19 protein-coding genes and 2 other annotated features are annotated in these 22,311 nt (G+C 50.0%); of the genes, 13 read left to right on the top strand and 6 right to left on the bottom strand.

Features of this window, described 5'->3' with window-relative positions; genetic code table 11:
• The 13 genes from KNQ18_RS10095 (at nucleotide 1) to trpA (ending at nucleotide 13,868) form a co-directional block, all read left to right on the top strand.
• Nucleotides 1–1,125, top strand: a complete 1,125-nt coding sequence (locus KNQ18_RS10095; RefSeq protein WP_023467593.1) for a Leu/Phe/Val dehydrogenase — start codon at nucleotides 1–3, stop codon at nucleotides 1,123–1,125.
• Between the two features lie 16 nt (nucleotides 1,126–1,141).
• Complete coding sequence (buk, locus tag KNQ18_RS10090) at nucleotides 1,142–2,245, top strand: butyrate kinase (RefSeq protein ID WP_214769096.1); 1,104 nt, start codon at nucleotides 1,142–1,144, stop codon at nucleotides 2,243–2,245.
• Nucleotides 2,215–3,636 carry a dihydrolipoyl dehydrogenase gene (gene lpdA / locus KNQ18_RS10085; RefSeq protein WP_214724480.1) on the top strand — a complete coding sequence of 474 codons (1,422 nt, stop codon included), beginning with the start codon at nucleotides 2,215–2,217 and terminating at the stop codon, nucleotides 3,634–3,636. Before buk ends, lpdA begins: the two co-directional genes overlap by 31 nt.
• A gap of 13 nt (nucleotides 3,637–3,649) precedes the next feature.
• Nucleotides 3,650–4,663, top strand: coding sequence for a thiamine pyrophosphate-dependent dehydrogenase E1 component subunit alpha (locus KNQ18_RS10080; RefSeq protein ID WP_023467595.1), 1,014 nt, complete (start codon nucleotides 3,650–3,652; stop codon nucleotides 4,661–4,663).
• Nucleotides 4,660–5,643: an alpha-ketoacid dehydrogenase subunit beta gene (locus KNQ18_RS10075; protein ID WP_023467596.1), complete on the top strand. Its 984-nt coding sequence runs from the start codon at nucleotides 4,660–4,662 to the stop codon at nucleotides 5,641–5,643. Before KNQ18_RS10080 ends, KNQ18_RS10075 begins: the two co-directional genes overlap by 4 nt.
• A 14-nt stretch (nucleotides 5,644–5,657) precedes the next feature.
• A complete protein-coding gene (locus KNQ18_RS10070) occupies nucleotides 5,658–6,926 on the top strand; it encodes a dihydrolipoamide acetyltransferase family protein (protein WP_075642029.1) in 1,269 nt (422 codons plus the stop codon).
• Nucleotides 6,927–6,982: 56 nt separating this feature from the next.
• Nucleotides 6,983–7,234, top strand: a binding site (T-box leader).
• A 48-nt stretch (nucleotides 7,235–7,282) separates the two neighbouring features.
• Nucleotides 7,283–7,531, top strand: a binding site (T-box leader).
• Between the two features lie 51 nt (nucleotides 7,532–7,582).
• Entirely contained in the window at nucleotides 7,583–8,977 is a 1,395-nt protein-coding gene (gene trpE, locus KNQ18_RS10065; RefSeq protein WP_214769098.1) for an anthranilate synthase component I, read from the top strand.
• The gene (locus tag KNQ18_RS17315; RefSeq protein ID WP_214724482.1) at nucleotides 8,974–9,540 is read left to right on the top strand and encodes an anthranilate synthase component II; all 567 of its coding nucleotides are present in this window, start codon (nucleotides 8,974–8,976) and stop codon (nucleotides 9,538–9,540) included. Before trpE ends, KNQ18_RS17315 begins: the two co-directional genes overlap by 4 nt.
• A 6-nt stretch (nucleotides 9,541–9,546) precedes the next feature.
• Entirely contained in the window at nucleotides 9,547–10,563 is a 1,017-nt protein-coding gene (trpD, locus tag KNQ18_RS17310) for an anthranilate phosphoribosyltransferase (protein WP_035398277.1), read from the top strand.
• Nucleotides 10,560–11,327, top strand: coding sequence for an indole-3-glycerol phosphate synthase TrpC (gene trpC, locus KNQ18_RS10055; protein WP_058713633.1), 768 nt, complete (start codon nucleotides 10,560–10,562; stop codon nucleotides 11,325–11,327). Before trpD ends, trpC begins: the two co-directional genes overlap by 4 nt.
• Nucleotides 11,324–11,893, top strand: coding sequence for a phosphoribosylanthranilate isomerase (locus KNQ18_RS10050; RefSeq protein ID WP_215084672.1), 570 nt, complete (start codon nucleotides 11,324–11,326; stop codon nucleotides 11,891–11,893). Before trpC ends, KNQ18_RS10050 begins: the two co-directional genes overlap by 4 nt.
• On the top strand, nucleotides 11,890–13,086 hold the full coding sequence (gene trpB, locus KNQ18_RS10045; RefSeq protein ID WP_023467602.1) for a tryptophan synthase subunit beta: 1,197 nt from the start codon (nucleotides 11,890–11,892) through the stop codon (nucleotides 13,084–13,086). Before KNQ18_RS10050 ends, trpB begins: the two co-directional genes overlap by 4 nt.
• Nucleotides 13,086–13,868: a tryptophan synthase subunit alpha gene (gene trpA, locus KNQ18_RS10040; protein ID WP_214769102.1), complete on the top strand. Its 783-nt coding sequence runs from the start codon at nucleotides 13,086–13,088 to the stop codon at nucleotides 13,866–13,868. Before trpB ends, trpA begins: the two co-directional genes overlap by 1 nt.
• Before the next feature lie 265 nt (nucleotides 13,869–14,133).
• On the opposite strand, the gene KNQ18_RS10035 is transcribed toward trpA, so the two are convergent.
• The 6 genes from KNQ18_RS10035 to abc-f form a co-directional block, all read right to left on the bottom strand.
• Nucleotides 14,134–14,604: a GNAT family N-acetyltransferase gene (locus tag KNQ18_RS10035; RefSeq protein ID WP_214769105.1), complete on the bottom strand. Its 471-nt coding sequence runs from the start codon at nucleotides 14,602–14,604 to the stop codon at nucleotides 14,134–14,136.
• Between the two features lie 16 nt (nucleotides 14,605–14,620).
• Nucleotides 14,621–16,594, bottom strand: coding sequence for a penicillin-binding transpeptidase domain-containing protein (locus tag KNQ18_RS10030; protein WP_214769108.1), 1,974 nt, complete (start codon nucleotides 16,592–16,594; stop codon nucleotides 14,621–14,623).
• Between the two features lie 116 nt (nucleotides 16,595–16,710).
• Nucleotides 16,711–17,427, bottom strand: a complete 717-nt coding sequence (locus tag KNQ18_RS10025; RefSeq protein WP_023467606.1) for a M23 family metallopeptidase — start codon at nucleotides 17,425–17,427, stop codon at nucleotides 16,711–16,713.
• A gap of 245 nt (nucleotides 17,428–17,672) precedes the next feature.
• Entirely contained in the window at nucleotides 17,673–18,566 is an 894-nt protein-coding gene (locus KNQ18_RS10020) for a diacylglycerol/lipid kinase family protein (protein WP_023467607.1), read from the bottom strand.
• A 137-nt stretch (nucleotides 18,567–18,703) separates the two neighbouring features.
• A complete protein-coding gene (locus KNQ18_RS10015) occupies nucleotides 18,704–20,167 on the bottom strand; it encodes an alanine/glycine:cation symporter family protein (protein WP_064300273.1) in 1,464 nt (487 codons plus the stop codon).
• 196 nt (nucleotides 20,168–20,363) lie between these two features.
• Nucleotides 20,364–22,163 carry a ribosomal protection-like ABC-F family protein gene (gene abc-f, locus KNQ18_RS10010; protein ID WP_215084671.1) on the bottom strand — a complete coding sequence of 600 codons (1,800 nt, stop codon included), beginning with the start codon at nucleotides 22,161–22,163 and terminating at the stop codon, nucleotides 20,364–20,366.
• Nucleotides 22,164–22,311 lie beyond the last annotated feature (148 nt).

Genomic DNA, 22,311 nt, shown 5'->3' with positions numbered 1-22,311 from the left:
ATGGTCGAAACAAACGTAGAATCACGCTTCAGCATCTTTGAAACAATGGAGATGGAAGATTACGAACAAGTCGTTTTTTGCCACGATAAAGTATCAGGACTAAAAGCAATCATCGCGATTCATGACACGACACTCGGACCGGCACTCGGTGGACTTCGCATGTGGAACTATGCATCAGACGAAGAGGCATTGATTGATGCGCTTCGTTTATCAAAAGGGATGACATATAAGAACGCAGCCGCTGGATTAAACCTTGGTGGTGGTAAAGCGGTCATCATCGGCGATGCGAAGACACAAAAGTCAGAAGCACTCTTCCGGGCATTCGGACGTTACGTCCAGTCACTGAACGGTCGTTACATCACAGCAGAAGATGTCAATACGACAGTTGCAGACATGGATTACATCCACATGGAGACAGATTTCGTTACTGGTGTCAGCCCAGCATTCGGATCAAGTGGTAACCCATCACCGGTTACGGCATACGGTGTCTATCGTGGGATGAAAGCAGCGGCAAAAGAAGTGTACGGAACAGATTCACTTGGTGGAAAAACGATTGCGATCCAAGGTGTCGGTAACGTTGCCTTCAATCTGTGCCGTCACTTGCATGAAGAAGGGGCGAAGCTGATCGTCACGGACATCAACCAAGAAGCACTTCAACGTGCAGAAGAAGCATTCGGTGCCTTGATCGTCGCACCAGAAGACATCTACAGTGTCGAAGCAGATATCTTCGCACCATGTGCCCTCGGTGCGACATTAAACGACGAGACGATTCCCCAATTGAAAGTCAAGATCATCGCTGGTGCGGCAAATAACCAACTCAAAGAAGACCGTCACGGTGACATGCTTGAAGAACGCGATATTTTATACGTACCAGACTTCGTCATCAATGCCGGTGGTGTCATCAACGTTGCTGATGAACTCGACGGATACAACCGTGATCGTGCTATGAAAAAAGTTGAACTTGTCTATGATGCGGTCACGAAAGTGTTCGAAATCGCAAAACGCGATCATTTACCGACATACCGTGCGGCTGAGAAAATGGCAGAAGAGCGCATTGCGACGATGCGTAGTGCCCGCAGCCAGTTCCTGCGTCGTGATAAAAACATTCTAGGGTCACGCGGCTGATCAGAGGAGGATATCCATGAGCGAACGTATTTTAACGATCAATCCCGGTTCGACGTCGACGAAGATTGGTATCTTCGAAGGGGCGAATCAGGTGTTCACGAAGACGTTACGCCATCCAGCGGAGGCGGTCGGAGGACCGCTTCCAGCGCAGCTGGAGATGCGTCGTCATGTGTTACTCGAAGTGTTAGCTGAAGAACAGATTGATTTGAAAGCGCTTACTGCAGTCGTAGGACGCGGAGGACTGCTCCGACCACTCGTCAGCGGTACGTACACCGTTAACCGGGAAATGCGAGAAGACTTACTCAGCGGTATTTTTGGCGTCCATGCCTCGAACCTCGGTGGACTCCTCGCGGATGAGATTGCTCGGACACTCGACATCCCATCGTTCATCGTTGATCCAGTCGTCGTTGACGAACTCGAGCCGATTGCGCGGATTACAGGCTTACCTGAACTTGAACGAAAGAGTATTTTCCATGCTTTGAATCAAAAAGCTGTCGCGAAGCGGTACGCGAAGGAAATCGGACGTCCCTATGAGGAACTGCGCCTGATCATCGCACACATGGGCGGCGGGATTACGGTCGGTGCGCACCAAGAGGGGCGTGTCATCGATGTCAATAACGGACTCGATGGAGAAGGACCGTTTTCGCCAGAACGAAGCGGATCGCTACCTGTTGGTCAACTAGTAGAACTATGTTATAGTACCAAGTATAAACTTGAAGAGATGAAGCGTCTGGTCGTTGGGTCAGGCGGACTTGTCGCGCACTTGGGAACGTTTGACGCGATCGAGATCGAGCGCCGGATTGAAGAAGGCGATGAAAAAGCGGCATTGTTATATGACGCGATGGCGTACCGGATCGCAAAAGAGATCGCTGGTCAAAGTGCCGTCTTGTTCGGGCAGATCGACGCGATCATCCTAACAGGCGGACTTGCCTATAGTGATCGATTGACGCGTGCGATCGAAGAACGCATCGTCCACCTCGGTCAAGTCGTACGTAGTCCTGGTGAAGATGAGTTGCAGGCGCTCGCAGAAGGAGTGTTGCGTGTCTTACGTGGGGAAGAAGAAGTTAAGGAATATGGAGGCGAACCAACATGGCTAGAGAATTCGACGTCGTTGTCCTAGGTGGCGGACCCGGTGGATATGTCGCCGCGATTCGTGCGGCACAAGCCGGGAAGTCGGTAGCAATCGTGGAACAAGGAAAATTAGGCGGGACATGCTTACATCGTGGCTGTATCCCATCTAAAGCCTTTTTGAAATCAGCAGCAGTCTATCAGACGGTCAAACACGCTGCTACATATGGCGTGGACGTACCGGAATCGTTTTTACGATTCGAACAGGTCAAACAACGTAAACAAGAGATCGTAGATGGATTAGAGGCAGGCATTCAGCATCTGATGAAAAAAGGAAAGATTGAAGTCTTTCATGGTCGGGGTTCGATTCTTGGACCAAGTATCTTTTCACCGATGCCGGGAACGATCAGCGTTGAGCCGGAAGAAGGCGAAGGCGAGTTGATCCTTCCGCGTCAATTGATCGTCGCGACAGGGTCGCGTCCACGTCCATTGAACGGACTCGCTTTTGATTCAGAGTATGTCCTCAGCTCGGATGATGCACTCGATATGGCAGATTTGCCAAAGTCGATCGTCATCATCGGTGGCGGCGTCATCGGTGTCGAATGGGCATCGATGTTGACGGATTTTGACGTCGCAGTAACGGTCGTCGAATTCAGCGACCGGATTTTACCGACGGAAGATGCGGCAGTCAGTCGTGAAGTCGCCCGTCAATTGAAAAAGCGGGGCGTCAAGATTCATACCGGCGCAGCTGCACAAAGTGAAACGTTCCGGATGTCAGAAGACGGTGTCTCGATCGCGATCGACCGTAACGGAGAACAAACGACGCTTGAAGCGGATAAGTTGCTCGTCGCGATCGGTCGAATGGCGAACGTCGAAGGCATCGGGATCGAAAACACGAATATCGTCGTCGAAAATGGCTTCATCCAAGTAGATGACCATTTCCGGACGAAGGATCAACATATCTATGCGATCGGAGATGTCATCGGTCGCTTACAACTGGCGCACGTCGCGTCAGCAGAAGGTGTCAAAGCGGTCGAGGCGATCGTCCACGGAACGACGACACCACTTGAATATGCGTTCGTACCACGTTGTATCTACAGCGTACCGGAAGCGGCATCGGTCGGTTTGACGGAAGACGAAGCGAAACGTGCCGGAATGGACGTTAAGGTCGGAAGCTTCTCGTTCAACGGATTAGGGAAAGCGCGGATCGAAGGAGAGGCGGCAGGCTTCATCAAGCTCGTCTCCGATGCGAAGACAGATGATCTTGTCGGCGTTCACATCGTCGGACCAAAAGCAACGGAACTGATCAGTGAAGGTGGATTAGCGCTCGTACTCAATGCAACGGCATGGGAAGTCGGACAGCTCGTGCATCCGCACCCGGCCTTGTCAGAAGCATTCGGTGAAGCAGCACTTGCAGTCGACGGACTCGCGGTTCACGCCTAAGGAGGAATTACGGATGGAAAAAATAGAATTCAAAGAATTAGTAGAACTCGGATTAACGGAACAGGACGCGATTCAGATGTTCGAAACGATGGTCCGTGCGCGGAAGATCGACGAACGGATGTGGAAGTTGAACCGAGCGGGTAAAATTCCCTTCCTCGTCTCATGTCAAGGACAAGAAGCGGCTCAAGTCGGTGCAGCGTTCGCCCTTGAAAAAGGAACGGACTACATTTTGCCGTATTACCGTGATTTAGGCGTCGTCTTACACTTCGGTCAAACGTCACGCGATATCATGCTGTCGGCATTCGCAAAGGCAGAAGATCCGAACTCAGGTGGTCGTCAAATGCCAGGACACTATGGTTCACGTGCCTTGAATATCGTCACGGGTTCAAGTCCGGTCACGACACAAGTCCCACATGCTGTCGGGATCGCACTTGCTGCGAAGATGCGTAAGGAACCACTCGTTGCTTACGTCTCGTTCGGAGAGGGCTCTTCAAACCAAGGAGACTTCCATGAAGGGGCGAACTTCGCCGGAATTCATAAACTCCCGGTCATCTTGTTCTGTGAAAACAATAAATACGCGATTTCGACACCTCTCTCGAAACAGCTGTCGGCGAAACACGTTGCTGATCGGGCGATCGGCTATGGTATGCCAGGCTATACGGTGGACGGCATTGACCCACTCGCTGTCTACAAAGTCGTCAAGGAAGCACGCGAGCGCGGATTACGGGGAGAAGGTCCGACCTTGATCGAAGTTGAAGTCGAACGCCTCGTGCCACACTCATCCGATGATGACGATAAATCGTACCGTTCTGCTGAAGAACTCGATGCCTTAAAAGCACGTGACGGGATCAAACTCTTCCGTGCGCGTTTGATTGAAATGGGCGTCCTGACGGAAGAATCAGCGACTGAAATCGAACAAGCGATGGAGAAAGAAGTCGACGAAGCAACGGCTTATGCGGAAGCAGCAGCTTACGATGCGCCAGAAAATGCATTACGTTACGTGTACGACGAGGAGGAAACAAAATGACGACGTTAAGTTTAATCGAAGCGATCAATAGTGCAATCAAAGAAGAGATGGAACGCGACGAGTCCGTCTTCATCCTCGGCGAAGACGTCGGTGTCCGTGGTGGTGTTTTCCGGGCGACACAAGGATTGCTCGAACAATTCGGAGAAGAACGTGTCATCGATGCACCACTCGCTGAGAGTGCGATTGCCGGTGTCGGAATTGGAGCTGCGATGTACGGCATGCGTCCGATTGCTGAAATGCAATTCGCTGACTTCATCATGCCAGCGGTCAACCAAATCGTCAGTGAAGCAGCGAAGATTCGGTACCGTTCGAACAATGACTGGACGTGTCCGATCGTCATCCGCGCACCGTTCGGCGGCGGTATTCACGGGGCACTTTATCATTCTCAGTCGGTCGAAGCGATGTTCAACTCGACGCCTGGTCTGAAAATTGTCATCCCATCGAATCCATATGACGCAAAAGGATTGCTAAAGGCAGCGATTCGTTCGAATGATCCGGTCTTGTTCTTTGAGCACAAACGAGGCTATCGTCTGTTAAAAGGGGATGTTCCTGAAGGCGACTATACGGTCGAAATCGGTAAAGCAGACGTCAAGCGTGAGGGCGAAGACGTGACGATCATCACTTATGGGCTATGTGTTCATATGGCACTTGAGGCAGCAACACGCCTTGAAAAAGACGGAATCGATGTCCACATCCTTGACTTGCGGACGGTGTATCCAATCGACCGCGAAGCAGTCGTCGAAGCAGCGAAAAAGACGGGGAAAGTCTTGCTCGTCACAGAAGACAATAAAGAAGGTAGCGTCATGAGTGAAGTGTCGGCGATCATTGCAGAAGAAGCATTGTTCGATCTCGATGCACCAATCGAACGACTCTGTGGTCCAGACGTACCAGCGATGCCATACGCTCCGACGATGGAGAAGTTCTTCAACATCTCAAGTGAGAAAATTGAAGACAAAATCCGGACGTTACACGCATACTAAGGGGGAACTGACCAATGAAGACTGAAACACTTACGATGCCACAACTCGGGGAAAGTGTTACTGAAGGAACGATTTCGATGTGGCTTGTCAAACCGGGCGATACTGTCAAAAAATATGATCCGATTGCAGAAGTCATTACCGATAAGGTAACGGCAGAAGTCCCATCTTCGTTTGATGGTGTGATTGAAAAACTGCTTGCAGAAGAAGGCGATACGTTGCAAGTCGGTGACGCGATCGTCACGATGCAAGTCAGCGGCGGATCAACGGAAGTCGCGGCGACCGAACAAGAAGTACCGGCTGTCGAAGAAACGACGTCGGCTGATACATCGATGAAAAAACGCTATTCACCAGCGGTCTTGAAATTATCAGGCGAACACGGCATTGATCTTGAACAAGTGACGGGTACAGGAGCGGGCGGCCGGATTACCCGGAAAGATCTCTTGAAATTGATTGAGTCTGGATCGATCCCGACACCACAAGCAACGGAACCAAAACCGGAAGCGCAAGCGGCTCCGGTAGCGCCTCCGGCAGAAGCACCACCCGCACCAAAACGTCCGGTCAGTGCACCACAACCGACGGAAACGGGCGACATCGAGATTCCGACTGCCGGTGTGCGTCAAGCGATCGCTTCGAACATGGTTCGCGCGAAACACGAAGCGCCACATGCTTGGTTGATGATCGAAGTCGATGTAACGAACTTGGTCGAAGCACGTAATCGTCATAAAGATGCGTTCTTCAAACAAGAAGGGGTCAAATTGACGTTCTTACCATTCTTCATGAAGGCGACAGTCGAAGGATTGAAGAAACATCCAATCATGAACTCGACATGGGCGGGAGATAAGATCATTCAAAAGAAAGCGATCAACCTATCACTTGCTGTCGCGACGCAGGACGCTCTGTTCGTACCAGTCGTCAAGAATGCGGATGAACTAAGCATCAAGGGGATCGCACGCGCGATTGATGACTTCGGGAAACGGGCACAAGCCGGCACGTTGTCGTCTGCAGAGATGCAAGGCGGGACGTTTACGGTCAACAATACGGGCTCATTCGGTTCAATCCAATCAGCACCGATCCTTAACTTCCCGCAGGCGGCGATTCTATCCGTTGAATCAATCGTCAAACGTCCAGTTTGGGTGAACGGCATGTTTGCAGCACGCGACATGGTCAACCTCTGTATGTCGATCGACCACCGGGTGCTCGACGGACTCGTTGCCGGACAGTTCCTACAAACTGTCAAACAAGCGCTCGAATCGATTGATCCGAACCAACTTTCCTTGTACTGAGTTTTTCCAGTTGACAGGGAAGAAGAAGCATCGTAATATAAGAATCAATTCAACACACGATAGCAAAGACGAAGAGAAGTAACTTGTGAAACGATTCAAGAGAGCTGATGGGTGGTGCGAATCAGTATCGGGCAACAAGCGAATGGCCTTCTGAGCTTCAGACCGAATCCCTTCAATGGGTAGTAGGCTCTGACGGGTTCCTCCCGTTATCGGGGTCGACGAATCAGGACAACGGTCCGGTTCGTTTCAAAGGGGACGGTGTCAGCATCGTCAACGAAGGTGGTACCGCGGGTCTTCCCGTCCTTCATGTTCTACATGAATGGGCGAGAAGACCCTTTTCGTATACAATCGAATCGAACAAATCGTAGAGTGAGTTAAGTAGCGAGACAACATCGGCGTTTCAGAGAGCGGAAGAATGGTGCGACTTCCGTACGGCGAGGTTTCGTGAATGGTCTCATGAGAGCGTGGCTGAACGAAGAAGTAGGTCGCGACGGATGCCCCCGTTATCGTAGGCTATGATGTCTCTTATTAGACGCATCAGACAGAGTGGGAACGGTCGAACCGTTCCAATCGAGAGGTGGCACCGCGAGATAATCGTCCTCCATGCAGCATACGCTGTGTGGGGGACTTTTTTATATTCCAGGAGGCGAACAGGGATGGTTCAGACAGACACACTTATCATCGAACAACTTGAACTAAACGGCGACGAGATGACGCCGATCATGATTTTTCAACAACTGAGCGGAACACAGAAATGTTTACTTGAAAGTTCTGCGCATACGGATCAAGGACGGTATTCGATCATCGGTGTCGATCCGGTGGAGATGATTCGGGCAGAGGGGCAAACCGTGACGCGGGAACAGTTGACGACAGGTCGATTGACGCAGGAAACGGGTGATCCAGTACGACTGATGCAACAGATGATCCTCCGGGTTGGCGTCGAAGAAGACCTTCCGTTTTTAGCGGGTGGGATCGGATATGTCGGTTACGACATGATGCGCGCCTATGAAACACTCGGAGCGGTTCCTGAGCGAACGCGCCAACTACCGGACGCGCTACTCGCTGTATACGACCAAATCATCCTGTTCGATCATCTCGAACATCGTGTTCATTTGATTCAGACGTCGCTCGGTGGCATCACCGATCGTGATGAATTACGTCAACGTTTAGCAGAACGGAAAGCGCAACTTGAGCAACCACGGGAGCGAACGGACATCGAGCGTCCACTCCGGGATGTCGTCTATGAACCGTTAATGGATCAAGAGACGTTTGAAGGACTCGTCGAACAAGCGAAGAGACACATCCGCCAAGGCGACGTCTTCCAACTGGTTCTCTCGCAACGACTTGATGCGACGTTCTCAGGTGATCCGTTCCAATTTTATCGGAAGCTTCGTAAGGATAATCCGAGTCCCTATCTCTTTTATATCGACTTAGGCGAAGCAATCGTACTCGGGGCCTCCCCGGAAAGTTTGGTCCAAGTCAAAGGGAATCGAGTGACGACGAATCCGATTGCCGGCACCCGGCGCCGGGGGAAGACGAAAGAGGAAGATGGACGGTTAGCAGAAGAGTTGCTGCACGACGAGAAGGAACGAGCCGAACATCGAATGCTTGTCGATCTTGGACGCAACGACTTAGGACGGATTTGCCAGATTGGTACCGTCGAGGTGACGCGCTTCATGCAAATCGAACGATTCAAGAACGTTATGCATCTCGTCTCGGTCGTTGAAGGTACGCTAGCAGACGGGAAGACTGGAGCAGACGCACTCGTCTCTTGTCTACCGGCAGGGACGGTCACGGGAGCTCCGAAAATCCGAGCGATGCAGTTGATCGACCAGTACGAGCAGGTGAAACGAGAAGTATATGCCGGGGCTGTCGGCTATTTCGATGTTCGAGGGAATATGGATTTTGCCCTCGCGATCCGGACGATGGTGATCAAGGATGGTGTCGCTTCTGTTCAAGCAGGAGCTGGCATCGTCTACGACTCGATTCCACGCCTCGAGTACCAGGAGACGTTACACAAAGCGAAATCACTACTGGAGGTTTGGAAATGATCGTCCTAATTGATAATTATGATTCTTTTACCTATAACCTATACCAATACGCATCCGTTTATACTGACGTTCACGTCATTCGAAACGATGCGGTCAGCATCGAAGAACTACGCGAGATGAAACCAGACGGCATCATCCTCTCACCCGGTCCCGGTCGCCCGGCTGACGCTGGCATCTGCATCGATCTCATTCGTCAATTATCGGGTCAAGTACCAATTCTCGGTGTCTGTCTCGGACATCAGGCAATCGGCGAAGCATTCGGAGGACGCGTCGTCGAAGCACCGATCATCATGCACGGAAAGACATCGATGATCCGACAATCGGGACAACTCTTCGACGACATGACGGAAACGTTAGAGGTCATGCGCTATCATTCGCTGATCGTCGCTCGCAACGACTTACCGACGGAGCTCGTCATCACAGCAGAAACGGATGACCGGACGATCATGGCACTCGAGCACCGGACGCATCCGACCTTCGGAATCCAGTTCCATCCTGAATCTGTCGGAACACCACAAGGACAGCAGATGATTAAACGATTCATTGAATTGACAAAGGAGTGACGAACGATGAAAGAGACGTTATTGAAATTAGCAGAAGCAAAACATTTACGATATGAAGAAATGCAACAGGCAGCACGCGAACTATTTGCGGAAGACGTTACCGATAGCGAAATTGCCGCTTTTCTCGTCGCATTGAAAGCAAAAGGGGAGACTGCAGAAGAATTAGCCGGTCTCGCTTCGATCATGCGCGAGGTCGCCCTCGACATTCCGGTCACCGGCGATTTCATGGATAACTGCGGCACTGGAGGCGACGGCTCACAATCGTTCAACATCAGTACGACAGCCGCCTTCGTTCTGGCAGGTGCCGGCATGAAAGTCGCGAAGCACGGGAATCGGAGTGTCTCGAGTAAAACGGGCAGCGCTGATGTGCTCGAAGCACTCGGGGTTTCGCTCGATGCGACACCGGAACGTTTAGCAGAACAGCTCGAGTCGAACGGAATCGCCTTCTTGTTTGCGCAACGGATGCACCCACGCGTCAAGCAAATCATGAAGGTCCGACGCGATCTGCGGATTCCAACGATCTTTAACTTGATCGGTCCATTGACGAACCCGGTTCCGCTCAAGACACAACTATTAGGAATTTACCGGGAGGATATGCTTGAGACGATGGCGTTGACATTGCACCGACTCGGACGGAAGCGGGCAATCGTCTTACACGGTGCGAATGGAATGGATGAAGCATCCCTTGCCGGAACGAACCAACTCGTCTTACTCGACGAAGGCGAGCTGATCCGCTTCAGTCTTCACCCGGAGGAAGTCGGACTGAAGACCGCACCGCTTGAAGCAATTCGCGGAGGTAGTGCACAAGAGAATGCGGCGATTTTACTCCGTGTTCTTGGTGGAGAGCATGGTGCTTATCGCGACACGGTTCTACTCAATGCGGGAATTGCTCTCTTTGCAGCAAATCGGGCGAAGACGATCGAAGAAGGAATCGCCTTAGCAGCAGATAGCATCGACTCAGGACGGGCGATGGAACGATTGAACCAATTACGACAAATGACACGGGAGGAAGCAATCGGATGAATATCTTAGATCGCATCATCGAAACGAAACGAGCAGAAGTCCTGCAATTAAAATTAAACGGGGTCGAACGGATCAGTCGGGAGGCATTGAAGCCGTCGATTAAGCAACGACTAGCGGGAGCGGATTTATCCGTCATCGCGGAAATCAAACGAGCGTCGCCATCAAAAGGGGCAATCGCACTCGACGTCGATGTCGTCGCTCAGGCAAAACAATATGAAGCGAGTGGGGCGACCGTCATCTCCGTCTTGACGGACGAGACGTACTTCAAAGGGTCGATGGACGATTTAGCGGCAGTCGCTGCAGCAGTCGACATCCCGGTGCTTTGTAAGGATTTCATGATTGATCGGATTCAAATCGACCGGGCAAAAGCACATGGGGCACGGTTGATTCTCTTAATCGTCGCCGCTCTCGAGCAGGAGACGCTTGCTGACTTGTATGCGTATGCTTACGCAGAAGGACTTGAGGTCTTGGTCGAAGTCCATGACGAAGAGGAGTTACGCCGAGCAGAGGCGATTGGTGCGCAAATCATTGGCATCAACAACCGGAACTTGAAAAAGTTCGAAGTTGATTTACAGACATCGGTCGGATTACTCGAACAAAAACAACCGGACGTCCGGTATATCAGTGAGAGTGGCATCAAGACGGTCGAGGAAGCACAGCGATTACACGCTGCCGGTGCAGACGGGATCCTCGTCGGCGAGACGTTGATGCGGGCAGACGATCCGCAAGTCTTCATCCGAGAAGTGAGTGGCGTTCGCGTATGACACGGATTAAGTTCTGTGGTCTCCGGGAAAGAGAACATGTCGAAGCGGCAGTTCGCTTAGCGGACTACATCGGCTTTATCTTTGCTAAAAGTAAACGACAGGTCACGCTGGAAGAGGCGGCTCGTCTCAGACGCGACATTCCAAAAACGGTCCAAGTCGTCGGTGTCTTCGTCTCCCCGACTTACCAGCAGGTGACCGACGCGGTCGAACAAGTCGCGCTAGATCTCGTCCAAATTCATGGTGTCATTCCGAACGGAGAGTTACCAGTTCCCGTCATTCAAGCGATTCCGGTGACGGACATCGGACAAGTAGAGCAACAGACGGATTATTTGCTCGTTGACGCACCGGTTGCTGGAAGTGGCGAGACATTCGACTGGTCACGAGACATTCAAGCCGATCGACCACTGTTCATTGCCGGTGGCTTGACAGCAGGAAACGTCGGAGAAGCAATCAAACGATATCACTCGTTCGCCGTCGATGTCTCAAGTGGCATCGAGACGGATGGACGGAAAGATCCCATCAAAATGCAGGCATTCGCAGATGCCGTAAAGGAGAGAGAAGTATGAGCTACGCACAACCGGATACACTAGGACAATACGGTAAATACGGAGGACGCTACATCCCGGAAACATTGATGCACGCAGTGATCGAACTCGAAGAAGCTTACGCAACCGTAAAAGAAGATCCAGCGTTTCAAGCGCGGATGGACGAATTATTGAAAGAATACGTCGGACGTGAAACACCACTTTATTTTGCCGAACATTTGACGCAAACGATCGGTGGCGCAAAGATCTACTTGAAACGAGAAGACTTGAACCATACCGGTGCCCATAAAATCAACAATACGATCGGTCAAGCGTTATTGGCTGAACGGATGGGGAAACGAAAAATCGTTGCTGAGACAGGGGCAGGACAACACGGTGTCGCGACAGCGACGGTCTGTGCCTTACTCGATCTCGAGTGTGTCATCTTCATGGGAGAAGAGGACGTGCGCCGTCAAGAATTGAACGTCTTCCGGATGGAGTTACTTGGAGCAACCGTCATCCCAGTCACACAAGGCAGTCGGACACTCAAAGATGCCGTCAATGAAGCACTCCGCTACTGGGTCAAACACGTCGAAGACACGCATTACTTGATGGGTTCTGTTCTCGGACCACACCCATTCCCGCAACTCGTCCGTGATTTCCAAGCGGTCATCGGAAAAGAGACACGACGCCAAATCATCGAAAAAGAGGGGCGTCTACCAGAGGCGATCGTCGCTTGTGTCGGCGGCGGTAGTAATGCGATCGGGATGTTCCACCCGTTCATCGATGATACAGATGTAAAATTGTATGGCATTGAAGCGGCGGGCAGCGGAATCGACACAGAGAAACACGCAGCGACGATGACAAAAGGAGAGGTCGGTGTCTTGCACGGCTCGATGATGTATCTCTTACAGGATGCGCATGGTCAAGTACAAGAAGCGCACTCGATCTCAGCTGGACTCGATTACCCGGGTGTCGGACCGGAGCATAGCTTGCTAAAAGATATCGGTCGCGTCCAATATGAAGCGGTGACCGATGAACAAGCACTCGAAGCACTCCAGTTGTTGAGCCGCAAGGAGGGAATCATCCCGGCACTTGAGTCGGCACACGCGATTGCCTACGCGACTCAACTCGCGGCAGAGATGGACAAGGAAGAGATTCTCGTCATCTGCTTATCAGGACGGGGCGATAAAGACGTCGTCACTGTCAGAAACGCACTAAAGGGGGAAGCGTGATGCGATTAGAAACAGCCATTCGTACCGTTACGAGCAAAGGGGAGAAAGCCTTCATTCCGTACGTCATGGGGGGAGATGGAGGAATCGATCAACTCCCGGAAATCCTGTCGTTTCTCGCTGAATCCGGAGCGACAGCGATTGAAGTCGGTGTTCCGTTTTCGGATCCTGTCGCTGACGGTCCGGTCATTCAAGAAGCGGGACTCCGGGCGCTAGAAGCGAACGTTGGACTGAAGGATGTCCTCGAGGCAGTTCGCGTTGCTCGTCAGACCGTCGATGTTCCTGTCGTCTTGATGACGTACTTAAATCCGATTTTCCGCTACGGATTAACGGCGTTTCTAGCGACATGTCGCAAAGTCGGGGTCGATGGACTGATCATTCCTGATTTGCCGCTTGAGCAGAGCGAACAGTTTTTCGAGCAAGAGGACAAATCGGACATCGCGCTCGTCCAGCTCGTCTCCTTGACGAGTCCGATGGAGCGGATTCAAAAGATTGCCGATAAAAGTGAAGGATTCCTCTATGCGGTCACGGTCAACGGAACGACAGGTGGACAGACGACGTTTGATACGGCGCTTGAAGACCACTTAGCGAACGTCGCAGAAAATAGTCCAGTACCAGTCCTTGCCGGGTTCGGGATCAGTACACCGGAACACGTCAAACAATTGAGCCGCCCAGTCTCGGGGGTCATCGTCGGCAGTAAAATCGTCGATTTACTGCATCAGAACGATCGAGAAACAATTCAACAGTTGATGGCAGCACGTCTTGCGGCGACGCCGTCGCATTAATAAAAAGGACCTGACTCAAAAGTCAGTCTATACAAAGATAAGGGTGGCAGAATGATGATCTGCCACCCTTATCTCGTAACAAAAAGAATGACGCGTCACACACCACTCTTACAGGAACAGGCGCATTTATGCGCTGTTAGAGACGAACAAGACCAGCTTTCCTGCTTAAATGAAGCAGGGAAGCTGGCTTGTGTCTCGCCTGAGGAAAGGGCGTGAAAAGACGCGTCATTCTTTTTTTTGAGTCAGCTTCTTTTTCGTATAGATGTCACTGTTGAACGAGCGACTTCTGCAAGTTCGTATACAGTGGTTCGAATCCGAGTTCCTCATAAAACGTGGCGGCACGATCGTTGACCGCCCAGACGTTTAAGCGAACAGCATCGACCTTTCGCTCGAGCGCGAGTTCTTCTGCCGCCTGCATCAACTGGCGACCAATTCCGAATGAACGATGGGATGAGGTGACACCGACGTCAGTGATGTTCAAGATCCGGACTGGCGTGAATCGATTGGCTGCTGGCGCCGTCCATTTGCCAAACAAGTAACCGGTGATGTCGTCTCCGTTGAGTGCCGTCAGACAGAGGTGTTGTTCTGAATCAAGCGTTTGTCTTAAGGACTCGAGCGTGTATGGCGTCAAAACATCCGGATGAAAATGAGACGATAACCGCTTATGATGCTCGAACGTCTCTGCCGTCAAGGAAAATAGGGCAGGAAGGTCTGAAATACGGCTCGTGCGGATCATCAAGCAATCACTCCAATCATCGATTTTGTTTGAGTACTTCGGCGACGAGTCCCGATACATACGGACTGCCACGATCTTCTTTTTCGACCGATTCGATCATGATGGCAACGAGAAGATCTTTTTTGTCGTTGTCGTAACCGACGAAGAAGCCATTTTCTTTTCCATCGGTTTCGCCTGCTTTTTTCAATTCTGCCGTACCGGTCTTACCGGCAACATCGACTTCCTTGATGTCAGCTGGGAGCGTGTAACCGTTATGGACGACGTCATAAAGATCATCGCGGATCATCTTCGCGTCTTTTGCATCCAGCAGATCCTTTTTGAAGACTTGCTTCGTTTTTTCCTCTTGTAAAAGGGTCGGGCGATAGATTGTTCCATCTGTCAGGAAAATTTCATACATCGACGCTAGATGGAGAATGTTCGTCAGCATCTGTCCTTGTCCGTAGGACGTATCCATCAGCTGTCCATCTGAAGCGATCGTCCCGTCGTTTGAGATTTGAGAAGCGCGTAACGGATACGCAAACGGTAGTTTCTCTCCGTATCCGAGTGCTTCAAGTCCAGACGTGAACGCCTTCGTTCCGACCTGTTCGAGTGTTGAGCGGGCGAAATAGATGTTGTCTGAATAAACGAGCGCATTGTGCAGATTAACGGGTGCTGGCGTCTCGTGAATCCGCGTGACGTTAAAACCATCGATCTTATTTTTCAGTCCATTGATTGTATAGGCTTTTTCCGGGTCGAGTGTTCCACTCTTTAAACCAACCGCGGCCGTTAGGGGTTTTTGGGTCGAACCGGGTGCGAAAGCACTCGTGAATCGGTTCAACAATGGTTGATCCGGATCCTGCGTCAATTCATCGAGTCGCGCTTGCGAGATCCCTGACATGAATTCAGAAGGATCAAAGCCAGGGGAGCTGAGTAAGACACGTGTCTCACCAGTCCGCGGATCGATTGCCGATGCCGTTCCTGGATCCTCCTGCATCGTGTCGTACGTCTTTTTCTGGAGCGTAGCATCAATCGTCAACGGAATATCCTCACCATCCGTCGGTTTCGTTTCAGCAACGGTAACGCTTGATCCGTCTTTCTTTTGTAGAATGATCGAGGCACCGGCTTTACCGCGTAACCGATCATCAAGGACTTGTTCAAGACCCCGTTTCCCGACTTGTTCGCCAGCTTGGATTTTATTTTTCGATTCTTTAATCTCGTCTGCTGTTGCCGAACCGATATATCCAATTAAATGAGAGGCTGCTTTACCAAGTGGATACGTTCGGACTTCTGTCTCTTTGACGCTGATTCCAGGAATGTCACGCAATTTTTCAACCGTTGCTTCGTCGGTCAGTGTTTTGAGCGGAACGAATTGTCCATCCTTGACCCAACTTGCTTTTAAGGAATCTTCGACCGATGAGGTCGGGCGGTCGAGCAACTCGGCAACTTGGTCGACATCTTTAAGTTGTCCTGCAGTGGCGCCGACAGCATACCCTTTACCGGAGGTCGCGAGCGGTTTATCGTTCGCGTCGAGTAAATCACCACGTTTGCCTTCTACGGTTTCTAACTGAACCTTGTCTTCTTTCTTAAAGTCTTTTAGAACAAACGAAGAGTCCCAGTCAATGAACCAGTTTTCTGTTTCTCCTTGTTTCTCGAATGTTAACGGGACTTGTTTATCATAAGCGACAGATCCTGCAACCGTATCGAAGGAGATTCGTACGGGAAGGGACGCTTTTTCGTCATCCGTTGCTTCCTTTGCTTTCTTCCGTTCGACGGATAACTTTTTGATATCAAGCGATTTCGACAACTGTTTTGTCCGGTCGATGAATTCTTTTTTTCCGTATTCCTTTTTAGTAGCCGTACTCGCGTACGTATACATCTTATCGTAATCTTGTTTTTCCCAAAGTTTGATGTAGGCATCAAGACGTTCTTCGGGTGTCGGCTGATCTTGACATCCGGCAAGTAACGTCACACCAAACGTCGCTGATAAAAGAAAGGGGATCGTTCGTTTCATGTGTTTCGCCTCCGTTGTGGATTAGACTCATAATCATACCGTACCACTCCTGTCAGGAGATTTCATCTGAAACACAAAACCGGACTTCTCATGGGGAGAAGTCCGGTGAATCAAGCTTAGTTGAAGTAATTGAGTGGATTGACACTGTTTGCAGCAGACGTTCCGCTGTAGACGTAAGGACCGCGATGCATTTCGAAGTGGAGGTGCGCACCGAATGCGTTACCTGTCGCACCAATCGTACCGATTTTCGATCCTTTAGCAATCGTTTGTCCGACTGAGACAGAGCGACTGTTTAAGTGTGCATACACCGTCGTATATTGAATGCCATTGACGGTATGCGTCATCATGACGTGATTTCCGTATGCGCCGTAATAACGGGATGTGATGACTTTACCAGCAGCCGATGCATAGACAGGTGTGCCTGTTGGAGCACCGATATCGATGCCGTTATGGAACGTATAACCGTAAACGCCACTTGCAGCACCATATCCTTGCGTGATTGGACCGCTTGCTGGACGCGAGAAGCCAGTCGTTGCTTTTGACGAAGTCGTTGTGCTGTATTTTTTTACGTATGTAGAAGAAACGTAGCGTGATGCGCCACCGTATGAAATTTTTGTCCATGAACCGGAAACACCGAGATAATTGAATGTCTGTCCTGTATTGACGCTACCGACGATTTTATAAGCTGTTGATGGACCTGTACGGACACGAAGCCCGTCTGCTGTGACCTTTACCTTATATGTCGTTGCAGCTTCAACTTTCGAAGCACTCGTTGTTGCAAAACCTGAAACTACCAAAGCTGTCATTGTCATTGTTGTAAGTAAACGTTTCATTGAGTGTTTTTCCTCCTTAAAAATCTGAAGCGACAGAACGGATCATTACAAAATTGTAAGAATTTATGTATATTTATTTATTTTAAAGAATGATTTTTCGCCTGAGATGATTATAGCATCGTCAATAACACGAAAATATTTCAAATATGTTTCAAAATTACGCTTTGTTAACATATATTGTAATGGATTAATAAGTAAAAAAGAACTGACGAAGAGTCAGTTCTTTTTTCGATGAACCTATACTGTTATTCAGCAGAAGAGGGTGAAAACACGGTTAAATGTTGCGGGAGCACTTCGACAGTCACAGGAACATGACCTGCTGTATCCCCATCGGCATTAATCGGCAATTCTTCTTTCGAGCGAATTTCGACACGTGTCGTCGTGAAGTGTTCGATTTGATCGGCTTTTGATAATCCCCCCGTGATGAGTTTGGGTAATGCTTGGAGCGCATCAAAGAATCCAAGCTTCGTAATGATGAACCCATGCAACAGTCCATCATCGACTTTTGCGTCTTCTGCAAAGGATTCGAACCCTCCGACGGAATTCGTCAAGGCGATAATCAACAAGTGTGCTTCTCCATCAAATTGTTTCTCAGCAGAATCAATTTCAATCGGATAGGGGCTATGATCCTTGAAGGCTTTTAGACCTTCAATGAAATAAGCGACCGATCCGAGTGACGTTTTTTGTTCGACACTGACCTCCTCGACGGCTTCTGCAATCAGACCAACAGCGATGACGTTCATGAAGTAATGGTCATCATATTTACCGATATCGAGCGGTCGGGCAGGGGCGTCAGCTAGAATCTGAATCGCCTCTTCGGGATCCGTCGGAATGTGTAATGCGCGCGATAAGTCATTGACCGTTCCGAGTGGCACGATCCCGAGTGTTGGGCGATGCGGTTGTTCGGCAATTCCGGTGATGACTTCATTGACCGTTCCGTCACCTCCCATGGCGATGACAGCATCGTAATTAGACTGGGCAGCATGACGCGCAAATTCCGTCGCATCGTGTTCTTTTTCCGTGAACCGAACGTCGACGGTTTCAAAGCGAGTAGCAAGCGTCTCTTCAGCGAGCGTCGCGTGTTTTTTTCCGAGTTCTTTACCAGAAGACGGGTTGATGATCAACATGGCTTGAGACAAGATGAATTCCTCCTTCGGGACAATCTGTTGACTTTTTCCCTGTCCGATGAAAACATAATCCAAATTCTTTTTTACAAATAAAAACACCGAGTAGGCGCATGGCTTCCTCGGTGTTGAAGTTTGAACTCAGAGTTAAATTATTGTGATGGCGGCACTTCACCAGCAGCAGGACGAGCTTCTTCTTCAACGTCCCAACACTCCGTATTTTCAATCCCGAGTGCTTTTGCTGAGAAGACAGGATCGAGTCCCTGTTTCCGTTGTTCCTGATAATCTTTGATGACTTTGAGAGCGATGCCGCTCAAGAGGAGGATCGCTGTCATATTGATTAATGTCATGCCTGCCATGAAGAGATCGGCAAAACTCCATACCATACCGAGGCTGAGAACAGATCCGATGAAGACGAAGCCCATTGTCGCAATCCGGAAACCGAAGACGGCTGCTGGACTTTGTTTGATGAACTCGATGTTCGTCTCACCGTAGTAGTAACTACCAACGATCGAACTAAAAGCAAACAAGAAGACGCTGAGTGCGATGAATGGTGGGGCAATTGCACCAAATTCTTCGGAGAGCGCGTTTTGCAACATGCCGATTCCTTCGCCATTTCCAGCAGCATAACTATCACTGAGGAGAATAATCGTTGCTGTCGCTGTACAGACGATCAACGTATCAAGGAATACACCAAGTGTTTGTAAGAAACCTTGTTTTGCTGGGTGAGAGACTTCAGCCGCCGCCGCAGCGTTCGGAGCAGACCCCATTCCCGCTTCGTTTGAGAACAATCCGCGTTTGACACCGAGTGAGATTGCAGCACCGACCGAGCCACCGAATGCTTGCTCGATTCCGAAGGCACTTTTGAAAATCATTGCGAACACACCAGGAAGTTCCGTCAGGTTCGTAACGACGACATAAAGAGCAGCAATCAAGTAGAGACCTGCCATGATAGGAACGATGATTGCAGAGAACTTCGCGACACGGTGGACACCACCAAAGATGACGAGTCCCGTCAAGACGACGAGTGCTGCGCCGACGACAGCTGTGTTGATACCGAACGCATTGTCAAAGGCAGCGGCAATCGTGTTTGATTGAACGGAGTTGAAGATAAGGCCGAACGTCACAGCAATCAAGATTGCAAAGACGATTCCGAGAGCTCGGTTCTTCAAGCCTTTTTCGATGTAGTAGGCAGGACCACCACGGTATGCGTTCGATTTCGTATCGCGTACTTTATAGACTTGAGCCAGTGTACTTTCGATGAGAGCCGTCGCGCCCCCTAAGAGAGCGACCATCCACATCCAGAAGACGGCACCTGGTCCGCCGAGTGTGACGGCAATCGTGACACCGGCAAGGTTACCCGTACCGATCCGTGTCGCCGCACCGATGAAGAATGACTGGAGAGAAGTGATGCTTTCTCCTTTATCGTCTGTTGTTTGTTCACTTTTATCGAGCGTGACGCGGAACATCTCTTTTAAGTAAGTGAATTGGATGAAGCCAGTTCGGATCGTGAAGTAGATCCCGCCGCCGATCAATACAGCGATTAATACATACGACCATAAAATATTGTTGGCGTAATCGACACTTCCTTGAATGACTTGCTGAATGGCGTTCATGATGGTGTATTCCTCCCAAAGAATAATAAAAGCTATACGCTAAATTATACGAATTTTCAGACAATAAGCAACAACAAAATAAAATAAAATTTTAAAACTTAATAAAGTTAGCTAAATGTTAGGAGTTAAAAACATTGTAGGTGAACGAAAAAACTGCCACTCTCGGTATCGAGAGTGACAGGCAAGTAAAGCTAAATCATCCATACTGTAGCAATTGTTCGTATAGGTCATCGAGTTGCTGTTGGATGCTTTTAGAAACGGTATCGGTCGATTTTTCACGTTTTGCTAATTTCTGTTCAAGCCGCTCGATCTGCATTTCTAACTCGTATTGTGATAAGCGTTTTGGTTTTTGTAGGGTTACGTGAAGTGGAGACGACGCAGCGAACTCGGTACGCTTCTGTTGGGCATACGTATACGTACCATGATAACGCGTCAGACCATTTTCAAGCCAAAGGATCTGCGGAAAAAGACGATTCAAGAAATAGCGGTCGTGTGAGACGGCAATCAATGTACCAGAAAAATTCTCGAGTGCTTCTTCCAATGTCTCTCTTGATTCAATATCGAGATGATTCGTCGGCTCGTCGAGAATTAATACATTGATCGACGAATGAACGAGGACGGCGAATTGCAATCGCACACGTTCGCCTCCGCTCAGTGACAAAATGGACCGAAAGACAGTTGGTCCAAAGAACAGGAACCGGGCTAGGATATGGCGGGCTTCCGCTTCTGGAACGGCAATCCGGTCTCTAAACCAGTCGATTAACCGCGCGTCCTCCTCGAAATGGGCATGCTGGGACAAGTAACCGATCCGATTCGATGGTCCACGCGTGAGTGTGCCTGCGTCTGGTGATAATTCGTCAAGCAGCAGTGAGAGCAACGTCGATTTCCCGCTCCCATTCGTTCCGACGATCGCGATCCGATCCTGTGCCATGATCTCGAACGAGACTTCATCAAAAATGTGACGGGTTCCGTAAGCAAACGAGAGTTCTTCAGCGCGAAAGACGACTTGGCTCGAGTGATCAGTGGAAGAGAAGGAGACATCAGCGGTTTTGGCTTCGAGTTGTGGTCGTTTAATCCGTTCGATCCGCTCGAGTGCCCGTTCCATCGATTTTGCTTTACGGAATAATTTCTCACTCGGTGGAGACGCTTCGTTTGCCCATTGCCGGAGTCGACGAATCGCTTCCTTCATTTTCTTTATTTTTTTCTGTTGCTCTTGATACGCATGGAACTGCTCGAGCAGACGGCGTTCTCTCTCGACGACGAACGCGCTGTAGTTCCCTATATAGGTTGTCAGTTCACCGTCTTCGAGTTCAACGATCGAAGTGACGACGGCGTCTAAGAAGACCCGGTCGTGAGAGACGAGCAGGATGGTTCCTGTGTAGTCCCGTAAGAACTGCTCCAGCCATTCAACGGCAGCTAAATCGAGATGGTTCGTCGGTTCGTCAAGAATAAGCAGATTTGGTTCCATGAGTAACATGCGACCGAGACAAATCTTCGTCTGTTCACCACCGCTCAACTGGTGGAAAGGACGAGTGAGTAACGGAAGGAGATGTAATCCGTTCACCATGCGTTCGATTTTCGAGTCGAGTAGATAGCCGTCCTTTTGTTCGAATGCATTCGTCGCTTCCGCATACCGTACGAGTAGTGCATCGAGATCATCTGGTGCTGTCGCCATCATTTGCTCCAACTGTTGCATCCGGGAACGGATCGCAAGAGTCTCTGCAAACGCTGTCCAAAGGACGTCGAGTCCGGTCATCGTTTCACTATATACAGGAAGTTGTTCCAAGTAGCCGATCGTCAAACCGTTCTTTTGATAGATGACACCACCGTCCGGTTGCTCAAGGCGAGCAAGCAAGCGGAGTAATGTCGTTTTACCACTCCCGTTTCGTCCAATTAGACCGACACGGTCGTGTTCGTTTAAGAAGAGGGAAACATCCGTTAAGATCGTTTCGCCTCCGAATTGTTTGGTCAGGTGTTGAATGTCGCAAATCATCATAATCAATTGATCCTTTCGCGCGCATCAAAAAAGGAGAGCGCAAATAGCACTCTCCCTAACGTGTGAAAGATGCGCTTTGCAGTATTTTTCATTCATGAAGTTCTTAAAAAAGGACAGACGGGTGCCTTAGAACGCCATTCCATGAAAA

The organism is Exiguobacterium sp. s78, assembly GCF_018618985.1.
Lineage (GTDB): Bacteria > Bacillota > Bacilli > Exiguobacteriales > Exiguobacteriaceae > Exiguobacterium_A > Exiguobacterium_A abrahamii.
The sequence above is the reverse complement of the archived record's forward strand: the minus strand, read 5'-3'. Positions and strand labels throughout refer to the sequence as shown.